1 protein-coding gene is annotated in these 350 nt (G+C 55.4%); it reads left to right on the forward strand.

Translation table 11 applies throughout. The features are described from left to right. Positions 1–71 precede the first annotated feature (71 nt). A partial coding sequence (gpFI, locus tag AC5RV1_RS21405; RefSeq protein WP_088368803.1) for a DNA-packaging protein FI occupies positions 72–350 on the forward strand: 279 nt, incomplete at its 3' end.

Raw genomic sequence — 350 nt, forward strand, 5'->3', positions numbered from 1 at the left:
GATGAGTTCGTGTCCGTACAACTGGCGTAATCATGGCCCTTCGGGGCCATTGTTTCTCTGTGGAGGAGTCCATGACGAAAGATGAACTGATTGCCCGTCTCCGCTCGCTGGGTGAACAACTGAACCGTGATGTCAGCCTGACGGGGACGAAAGAAGAACTGGCGCTCCGTGTGGCAGAGCTGAAAGAGGAGCTTGATGACACGGATGAAACTGCCGGTCAGGACACCCCTCTCAGCCGGGAAAATGTGCTGACCGGACATGAAAATGAGGTGGGATCAGCGCAGCCGGATACCGTGATTCTGGATACGTCTGAACTGGTCACGGTCGTGGCACTGGTGAAGCTGCATACT

Source organism: Arthrobacter sp. Hb9-2, from assembly GCF_059091165.1.